Source organism: Arcicella sp. GW458-12-2-14-TSB2 (genome assembly GCF_059423785.1).
Genome location: NZ_JBWKYN010000201.1, coordinates 1 through 10,005, shown reverse-complemented (window position 1 = coordinate 10,005; position 10,005 = coordinate 1). Strand labels below are relative to the sequence as shown.

The window sequence follows — 10,005 nt, the reverse complement described above, 5'->3', positions numbered from 1 at the left end:
TCTCATTCTTGATTTATATCTCTATCGCATCTAAAATGAAGGAAACACGCTATGTAGGGATAGCGGAATAATAGCTTGTAGCTATGAGAATTGAGCTGTGAGTTGTAAAAAAACAATAAGTCTAAAATCTTGCGTCTTTAAGTCCTAAAGTCCATAATAAAAAAGAAGAACCTTTGGTTCTTCTTTTTTATTTAAAAGCAAAAAAACTACCTTGCAATAAATAACCCTTACTAAAGAAAACATGGAAGAAAAGCATCTGGAAAGCTCTGATTTTATTAAAGATATCGTTATCGGAATGTCTGACGGATTGACAGTTCCTTTCGCTTTGGCAGCGGGTTTATCGGGTGCTGTTGCTAATACTGCGATCATTACAACGGCTGGAATTGCTGAGATTGTGGCGGGTTCAATCGCTATGGGCTTAGGCGGTTATTTGGCGGGGCAAACCGAAGTAGAGCACTATGATGCTGAACTAAAACGTGAATACGAGGAAGTAGAACTGATGCCTGAACGAGAAAAGGAAGAAGTCAAGGAAGTATTTGCAGATTATGGTTTAGATGAAAACGCCCAAAACCTTATTGTGGAAGCACTTTCAAAAGACAAAAAGAAATGGGTAGATTTTATGATGAAATTTGAATTAGGGTTAGAAAAACCTGATATTTATCGTGCAAGAAACTCAGCCTTGACAATCGGTCTAGCCTATATCGTTGGCGGAATCATTCCGCTTTCACCTTACTTTGTTGTGGAGAATGCACATCAAGGATTATTGTATTCTATGGTTGTCACACTAATCACCTTATTTATATTTGGCTATTTCAAAAGCAAAGTAACAGGGCAAAACCCATTGACAGGAGCTATAAAAGTAACTCTAATCGGAGCGACAGCGGCTGGTGCTGCTTATTTTGTGGCAAAGATGTTTGGAGGATAGAAGATATATTTAGCGTTAATATCGTTGATTATAGTTTTACAAAATGCTTGATTTAAAATTTATCCTACCCTATGAAAAGAGGTAATCAAAAACACCAATCAAATCAATACGACAAAATTTTCAAAGAAAATATCGAAGCTGTTATACCTAATTTAATGCAAAATCTACTTGGTATTGTAGCGACGTCTTCCGAGGAATTACCTGATGATATTCAATATACAAAAGAACGAAAACCTGATGTTCTAAAGAAGATTACGGATACACAAGGAAATATATTTATCCTTCAAATTGAATTCCAGGTAGTGGATGAGCCTAAAATGGCTCATAGAATGGCAGAATATTTTATAATGCTGGATAGAAAGTATGACTTACCTATTGTACAATATGTTATCTTTTTAGGTGCTTCAAATCCTAAAATGCCTAGAAAGCTTGAACGAAAACGAATGAGTTTTGAGTTTTTATTAATAAATTTTGCTGAAATAGACTATCATCAGTTTCTGTTATCAGAGCAACCTGAGGAAGTTGTTTTGGGGATTTTAGGTAATTTTAAACAAGAAAATGTAGAAGATGTTTTAAAGCAAATTATTCATCGTATTGAAGAAACCTCAGAAGGAGATTTTTCGTTAAAAAGATACTTCAATCAATTGCGTGTTTTAGCCCAATTGAGTAACTTAGAACTAAATTTAAAAAATGCTATGGACAGTATTGCAAAATATATAAGCGAAGAAAGAGATGTTCTCTATTTGAGAGGACAAGATCAAGCACGAGAAAAAGAGCAAATTAAATTTGTAGTTAATTTACTTGAAAAACTAAGCTTATCTCTAGAACAAATAGCGGATATAGCAGGAGTTTCGATAGATTTTGTTAAAGATATTAAGCAAAAACTTGCCGATAAAAAGTAATTATTAATCACGAGTAGTGTAGTTTTTATTTACTCCGACATTTCTTTCATTTTATATACTCCAATCAATTCTCTTATTTATAGTATCTTACAATTCTAATCTAGTTTATTGTCAATATAAATTTATCCAACCTCCTCATTTTTGGGTTAAGCTAAAATATCGGAATAGTCATAATATTATGATTCATTCCCAACAAAAACCTATTTTTACAGCATGATAAAACAGCAAGCAATTTTTAATTGGAGTGGAGGTAAAGATTCTGCTTTGAGTTTATACAAAATCTTACAGTCACAAGAATATGACGTTAATTGTTTACTAACCAGTATCAATGAAGAGTACCGTAGAATATCAATGCATGGTGTGCGAGAAGAATTATTGATACAACAGGCTGAAAGTATTGGGATTCCTCTTGTAAAAATGTATCTACCTGAGATGCCTACGATGGAAATATATGAAGATGTCATGAAAGCGACTTTGACAGATTTAAAGACTCAAGGAGCAACAGCCTCTATCTTTGGCGATATTTTTTTAGAAGATTTACGCTTATACCGAGAAAACAAATTATCTGACATAGACTTAAAAGGTGTTTTTCCTTTATGGAAAATACCTACCAAAGATATTATCAAGGAATTTCTGGATGTAGGCTTTAAAACCATCACTACATGTGTCAATGATAAGTATCTAGACAAAAGCTTTGTAGGCAGAATCATAGATGAAAGATTTTTAAACGATTTACCAGATAATGTTGACCCTTGTGGAGAGAACGGAGAGTTTCATACTTTTGTATTTGATGGACCGATTTTCAGCCAACCCATTGCGTTTGAAAAAGGAGAAATCGTGTATCGAAAATATACGCCATCAAAGCCAAAAGACAATGATAGCTATGATTGTGATGATGCAAACCAAGACAATCCATTTGATAACGGTTTCTGGTATTGTGATTTATTATCAATAACATGATAAGCAAGCAAGGAAATGCAAGAGCAATCTATTAAACAGCTTTTTTACCAAGAGGTTAAAGGTTTCTTTAAAATAAAACAGAGTGATAGGCTGTGGCATATTCCTGTATTGGCTGCATTATGCATTGGCATTCCATTGCTTATAGGTTTATACGTTGACAATATAAAATCTGGTTTATTGGCAAGCCTCTCTGGCATTGTGATATTATACATTCCGATAGCTAATTCTCTTGTTAGTCGCATGGCTACTATGTTAATTTGTTCTTTCGGCTTCTTGGTTTCTTATACTGTAGGGCTTCTCTTTAGTTTTAATCCTCTTGTTTCGACAATAGTCTTTGGTATATACGCTACGATAGTTTATTGGATTAACCTTTACTTTAAAACAAAACCGCCTGCAAGTTTCTTTTTTATTTTTATAGCCTCTCTAGCAGGTGGTATGCCTCACGACTTAAAAGTCATTCCAGAAAAAATTGGCTTGGTAGCAATGGGAACAATGTTGGCTTGCACTTTAGCACTGATTTATAGCCTTTTAGTGAAAAATAAACGATCTAAAAAAGACGCTGTCCTTATTGCTGAGCTATTAGTTAAAAGCAAATACACCGATTTAGTTGAAGCATTGATTATTGGATTTTTCATGTTTTTTTCAATGTTGATTGGACATGTATTAAAACTTCAAAATCCCTATTGGATACCCATTTCTTGCCTTGCTGTCATGCAAGGTGCAACGCTCTACCATATCTGGGAAAGAGTAGTCCATCGTATTTTAGGTACTTTTTTGGGCTTAGGGCTTTGCTGGGTTATCCTCTCAATTGTTAATGCTCCTCTTAGTATTTGTATTAGTATTATCCTACTCCAATTCATTATTGAGGTATTAATAGTAAGACATTACGCTTTGGCTGTTATTTTTATCACACCTATGACGATACTATTAGCTGAGGCCGCAAATCCATTAATACAGGAGCCAAATTTACTCTTTGTAACACGTTTTATAGATATTTCTATCGGTAGCTTAATAGGTGCTTTTGGCGGATGGATAATTCATAACGAGAAAATTCGTTTCTATGCTACGATGAAAATCAGAAAAGCGAAGAAAGTAATGCTTCGGAAATAGGCTATAATTAGGATGAATGAAATGAACCATGAATAAAAAAATACTTTTAGTAGAGGATGAAATAAACGTTGTTGACTTTTTGAAAAAAGGCTTAGACGAAGCAAACTTTGAAGTATCTGTAGCCCTAAACGGCAATACTGCTCTTAGCATGGCTGCTGAATCTTCTTTTGATCTCATCATCTTAGACATTATGTTGCCCGATAAAAATGGAATCGAAGTATGCAGAGAATTACGTTCACGCCATATCAAAACACCAATTCTTTTTCTAACAGCCCTTGGCACTTCTGAAAACATTGCCTTGGGTTTAAACTCTGGAGCCGACGACTATCTGGTAAAGCCCTTTAAATTCATCGAATTATATGCCCGAATCAATGCACTTCTGAGAAGGACTTCTTATATCGATAATATTCCAGACGATAAGGCAAGAGTCACATACACTATCGGAGACTTAATCATTGACGATGATGCCAAAACGGTATCGCGAGGTGACCAGAAAATATCCTTGACTGCCACTGAATATCGTTTATTATTAGTTTTGATAAAAAATAAAGGCAAAGTGCTTTCAAGAATAGACATATTGGAAAGTGCTTGGGATATCAACTTTAATATGGGTACTAATGTGGTGGATGTGTATATTAATTACCTCAGGAAAAAAATTGATGGCGATTTCGAACATAAGCTCATTCATACCGTTGTGGGAATGGGTTATGTACTCAAAGAAAAATGAAAACACAAACCAAATTAGCAATCATATTAGGGCTGTTGAGTAGCACAATCGTTGTTGTGTTTGGTCTCTCTATTTACTATTTTCTGGATAAATATTCGTATGTTGATTTTTATAAAAGGCTCGAAGCTCGTGTAAGAATATCTGCTCAATACAGTTTAAATTCTGGAACGCTCAATGCTAAATATTTAAAAAATTTAAGAAATCAACATTTAGAGAAGCTTGAAAAAGAGAAGGAATACCTGATTGAAATTACACCTAATGCTGATTTTGAACAAATTGCTGATAAATATACCTTGCCAATTCATTTTTTGAATTCGCTTTCTAAAGCAGATACTTACAAGGAAAAAGAAGGAAATTTATTCATTGCTGGTTCGCAATACAAGAAAGGCAATAAACTATATTTTGTGATTGTTTCAGCAGAAAATTATTACGCCTTAAACCATTTGATTTTTCTAAGGTCTGTATTGATTGCAGGAATTTCAATGGTGATTTTGATTGTGGTTATCTTTTCGTTCTATTTTTCAAAACATATCTTCGACCCCATCAAAGAAATCACGGATAAGGTAAAACAAATCAGCACTGAAAACATCCATCTTCGCCTTGAAAACAACATCAATAAAAGCATAGAAATAAGCGAATTAACTAATACTTTCAACGAACTTCTCAACCGTATTGAAACGGCTTTTGAAACACAAAAGAATTTTATTAGTAACGCCTCACACGAACTTGGCACTCCCCTCACTACCATTATCGGCGAAGCAGATTTTTCTTTATTAAAGCCTCGCACTTCTGAAGAATATTCTACTGCCCTCAAAAATATCCTTCAACAAGCCGAACGGTTAAATGAAATCACGAAATCCTTACTTTTCTTAGCGCAAACAGGGTATAAAGGCAAAACAATAACTTTTGAGAAAGTTCGTATAGATGAAATAATATGGGTGAGTAAAAGCTTGATTGATAAGCTAAACCCTAATAACAAAATCCTTGTTGATTTACGTCTCTTGCCCGAAGACCCCAAAAAACTAAAAGTAAGGGGCAATCAACAATTATTACACCTTGCGTTTGCTAACATCTTGAATAATGCTTGCAAATATTCTAACAACAAACCCGTCACTGTTCATATTGCATCGAGCAATTCGCAAGTAATTATCATGGTTGAAGACCAAGGCATTGGTATCCCCGATGCTGAACTTGCCTTTATTTATGACCCATTCTTCCGAGCATCCAATACGACCTTGTTCGAAGGTTATGGCATCGGCTTGCCCCTTACTAGAAACATTATTCATTTGCACAAAGGCAACTTAATCGTTAGCTCTCAAGTAAATGTAGGAACGAAAGTTCAAATCAAAATCCCTCTTATGGAAGATTCATTTCTTCTCTAATCGAATTCTAATCTCATTCTTAAAAGTTTATAATCTCCTCAAAATAGTTTTGTCACAACATCTAAAAGACAAGTGATGAAAAAAACTATTTTAATTCCGATTGATTTTCGTGTTGCATCGCTCAATACGCTGAAACTTGCGTTGGAGCCTTATAGTGAAGATACTATTGAGGTAATACTATTACATGCTGAATATCTGAATGATTCTATCACAGAATTATTATTTTATACCCCAAAAAAGATAGTATCGTCATACATGACCAACGAGTTTAAGGAAGCACTAGAAATAATTCGTAATAGATTTGAGGGTAAAATCAAATACATCAATATAGAATTATTTCATGGGCACAACACTAATGCCATGAGGAACTTCCTTGAAGCAAACCATGTAGATGAAATTTATATTGCTAAAAACTATCAGCTAAAACAAACAAAAAACGCTTTTGACCCTACTCCTCTCCTCAAAAAATCAAACTACAATGTTATTGAAGTAACCATTGAGCATGACTTTGAGAAAGCTCCTTATGAACAACTAATCTCTTTATTTAATTAACAAACCCATTATTAAACTATCCTGTCGTAGCTATTATAATAGGCTTGATGGGACTACTGTCCGCCACAGTAGTCTCATACAAGCAATTCAATATTATTACCAACATACAAACAATATGTAATTACAGTTAAAAAACACGCTTCCTAAGTGTGTTTTTTCTTTTATGGATTAAAAGAACTGTCAAATGAACAATATTTTGCAGCAGCATACTATAAAAATAACAGCCATACCATTAAGTATTTATTGGGATGTTTTTAGTCCCCTTGGCTCCTAGTTTATTTTTAATAGGCTTTGTTGCCTCTATAACCTTGCCTAGAGTAGAGCTGTTATTCCTTTCTTAATAATTAGAGAATAAATATGACGACATTTAGACATGAGATTACAGCCAGAGGCTAACCAAATAAGAGAGCTTTACCTATAATGCTCTATTATTAATTAAAAAGATAGTTGAATCAATGGTTGGACAAATTCGTTATTATCTGATAACACAGAAATGATAATAATAAACTTCAGCTCAAATGAAAAAGATTAAATTAAGTATATTAGACCAATCAATCATACACCCAAACAGTACAGCCCTTCAAGCCATTCAAGAAACCATTCAAACAGTTCAACTAGCCGAGCGATTAGGCTATCATCGTTTTTGGGTTTCCGAACATCATAATTCAACTTTTATTGCGGGTTCGACGCCCGAAGTATTGATGGTAAAACTCGCAGACGAAACTAATCGTATTAGAATTGGTTCTGGAGGAATAATGTTACCTAATCATAGTGCGTTGAAAGTTGCAGAAAATTTCAGGATGCTTGAAACACTTTTCCCAGGGCGAATAGACCTAGGCATGGGGCGAGCTCCGGGTGGAGATACTATCACAGCTTCTTTGTTGAATCCCTCGAATGATTTTAAAGAAGAAAGTTATTTAAGGCAATTGAGCCATCTTCAGCATTTTTTTACTGATAGTGCTGCTACTTCAAAAGGAAGGTTGTTAGCTATTCCACTGGCCTCTACTATTCCTATGCAATGGATTTTAAGTTCTAGTGGAGGAAGTAGCGGTATTGCCTCTCAGTTTGGAATGGGCTTAGCAGTTGCCAAGTTTATCAATGGCCATGTAAATCCAGATATTGTCGAACATTATCGTAAAAGCTTTACTCCTTCTTCACAATTTACTCAGCCCAAAGAACTACTCGCCTTGTCAGTGATTTGTGCGGATACAGAAGAAAAAGCTAGACAAATGCGACACTTCCATGATTATACACTAGTTAAATTTGAACAGGGGCAGTTTGATCAGTTTGCTAGTTATGAAGAAATAAAGAATTATGATTTTTCTTTGTCAGAATCTGCTCGAATTAAAGCAAATAGTACCAGAATAATATCAGGTACAAAAGATGAGGTAAAAGAGAGATTAACGCTATTAGCCAATGAATTTGATATTGATGAAATAATGGTATCGACGTTAACAGATAATAAAGAAGATAGGCTACATTCTTTTGAGTTACTTGCAGAAGCTTTTGGTTTAGCGGAATAAAATTAAGAAATATCATTCATCACTAGTGAGGGACTTAAGTCCCTCGCTAATGATAAAGAATCTTTCTCAATAACCCACCGCTGTATCATCTGCTCTTACATCTGCTCCACCTTCATAAATACCGTCTGGCAATACCAAAATACAATCCATCCTACCTATAGTATTTTTCTGCGAATCCAATTTATATCCCTTTTCACGCATTCTCATCAAGGTTTTTTCTGTGAAAGCTCCCTCTTCAAAAGTAGTTCTATCGGGCGTCCATTGGTGATGGAAACGAAGAGCATCAACCGCCTGTTGCATAGACATTCGGTGTTCCACTACATTTAAAAACACTTGAAAAACAGAAGTGATAATAGTAGAACCACCCGGAGTGCCTAACACCATTAAAAGTTTACCATCCTTTTCAACAATCGTTGGCGTCATAGATGATAGCATTCTTTTGTTAGCAGCAATGGCATTAGCTTCATTCCCAATCAATCCATACACATTTGGAACGCCCGGCTTGATAGAAAAATCATCCATTTCATCATTCATTAAAAAGCCTGCTCCGTCTACAACTACTTTGCTTCCATAAGAGCCATTCAAAGTAGTAGTAATGGATACTGCATTTCCTTCTTTATCGACAAAAGATGAGTGGGTAGTTTCAGGACTTTCATACCCTGTAATATCTCCTCCTTTTACCATTTTGCTGTCAGTTGCTTGCGCAAACTGAAAATCCTGCCAGCGTTTCTTTAAATATTCGGCCTCCAATAATTCCTTTTGAGGTACTTTTACAAAATCAGGGTCACCCAACCACTTTGAACGATCAGCATATACCCGACGTTCAGCTTCAATCATTACCTGTGTGGTAGAGTCGCTATGCCAACCCCATTTTTGAAGAGGATATGGCTCAACAAATTTTAGGAGTTGTAATAAAGCGATTCCACCGCTAGAGGGTGGTGGCATCGAAATTACTTTTAGGTTTTTATAATTGCCAACTACAGGTTCACGCCAAGCTGAATGATAACTATCTAAATCTTTTTGAGTAATAATTCCTCCTCCCCGATTCATTTCAGCTAGTAATAATTTAGCCGTTTCGCCTTCATAAAAGCCTTTTCTTCCTTGCGCCTGTATCAATTTAAGTGTTTTTGCCAAATCCTTTTGAATGAGTATTTCTCCTTCCACCCACTTTGCAGTGTCTTCTTTCATGAAATACTTTTTTGTCGGATTAAACTTCAGCAAATCAGCTTTCACATTATTTAATCCTCTAGCTTCGCGCGCAGTCAATTTTACACCATTTTCAGCTAAATCAATCGCTGGTTGCAATACTTGCTTCCAAGTAAGCTTTCCAAATCGTTTATGGGCTTGCTCTAAACCATCTACAGAACCAGGCGTGCCGCTAGCTAAATGCCCCAGCCAACTAGGTTGCCCTGCTTTTATATTCTTGTTTTCATCTAAATACATATCCCTGCTTGCATGCTCAGGTGCTTTTTCGCGATAATCCAACGTATAGGTTTTGCCGTCTTTATCACGATAAACCAGAAAACCTCCGCCCCCGATATTGCCTGCTGCTGGGTGAACCACTGCCAAAGCAAACTGCGTAGCTACTGCCGCATCGATAGCATTCCCTCCTTGCTTTAAAATATCAACACCAACTTGTGACGCAACTGGATGAGTAGCCGCTACCATTCCGTTTTTGGCATATACAGATGCCTTTTTAGCAAAGAAAGGCGAGGCATTGGGGTCTTCGTTACTGAATTGATAAAAGCCTTGATTTTCAACTGGTTTTTGAAGAGAAGTATTTTGTTGGTTGGGTTGTGTAGTTTTACAAGCCCCTAAACCTATTAAGCAGATTGATAAAGTAAGTAAATGTTTTGACCTCATATTTGTTGATTTTTTATTTCAATTTACAGAATTCACGTTATTTAAACAATTAAAATATTTT

At 35.5% G+C, this 10,005-nt stretch carries 9 protein-coding genes; 8 read left to right on the top strand and 1 reads right to left on the bottom strand.

Annotated features, from left to right (window positions below):
- Positions 1-241: 241 nt before the first annotated feature.
- From AC07XN_RS21090 to AC07XN_RS21055, 8 genes are all read left to right on the top strand, one after another.
- Complete coding sequence (locus tag AC07XN_RS21090; RefSeq protein WP_494744485.1) at positions 242-925, top strand: VIT1/CCC1 transporter family protein; 684 nt, start codon at positions 242-244, stop codon at positions 923-925.
- Positions 926-996: 71 nt separating this feature from the next.
- Positions 997-1,827 carry an RpnC/YadD family protein gene (locus AC07XN_RS21085; RefSeq protein WP_494744484.1) on the top strand — a complete coding sequence of 277 codons (831 nt, stop codon included), beginning with the start codon at positions 997-999 and terminating at the stop codon, positions 1,825-1,827.
- A gap of 213 nt (positions 1,828-2,040) precedes the next feature.
- A complete protein-coding gene (locus AC07XN_RS21080; RefSeq protein ID WP_494744483.1) occupies positions 2,041-2,787 on the top strand; it encodes a Dph6-related ATP pyrophosphatase in 747 nt (248 codons plus the stop codon).
- 15 nt (positions 2,788-2,802) lie between these two features.
- Complete coding sequence (locus AC07XN_RS21075) at positions 2,803-3,897, top strand: FUSC family protein (protein WP_494744482.1); 1,095 nt, start codon at positions 2,803-2,805, stop codon at positions 3,895-3,897.
- Between the two features lie 28 nt (positions 3,898-3,925).
- Positions 3,926-4,624 carry a response regulator transcription factor gene (locus tag AC07XN_RS21070; RefSeq protein ID WP_309920057.1) on the top strand — a complete coding sequence of 233 codons (699 nt, stop codon included), beginning with the start codon at positions 3,926-3,928 and terminating at the stop codon, positions 4,622-4,624.
- Positions 4,621-6,006 carry a sensor histidine kinase gene (locus AC07XN_RS21065; protein WP_494744481.1) on the top strand — a complete coding sequence of 462 codons (1,386 nt, stop codon included), beginning with the start codon at positions 4,621-4,623 and terminating at the stop codon, positions 6,004-6,006. The genes AC07XN_RS21070 and AC07XN_RS21065 overlap by 4 nt, the downstream gene beginning before the upstream one ends.
- A 75-nt stretch (positions 6,007-6,081) precedes the next feature.
- On the top strand, positions 6,082-6,558 hold the full coding sequence (locus tag AC07XN_RS21060; RefSeq protein WP_494744480.1) for an adenine nucleotide alpha hydrolase family protein: 477 nt from the start codon (positions 6,082-6,084) through the stop codon (positions 6,556-6,558).
- A 518-nt stretch (positions 6,559-7,076) separates the two neighbouring features.
- Entirely contained in the window at positions 7,077-8,081 is a 1,005-nt protein-coding gene (locus AC07XN_RS21055) for an LLM class flavin-dependent oxidoreductase (RefSeq protein ID WP_494744479.1), read from the top strand.
- 66 nt (positions 8,082-8,147) lie between these two features.
- On the opposite strand, the gene ggt is transcribed toward AC07XN_RS21055, so the two are convergent.
- Positions 8,148-9,944, bottom strand: a complete 1,797-nt coding sequence (ggt, locus tag AC07XN_RS21050) for a gamma-glutamyltransferase (protein WP_494744478.1) — start codon at positions 9,942-9,944, stop codon at positions 8,148-8,150.
- Positions 9,945-10,005: the final 61 nt, after the last annotated feature.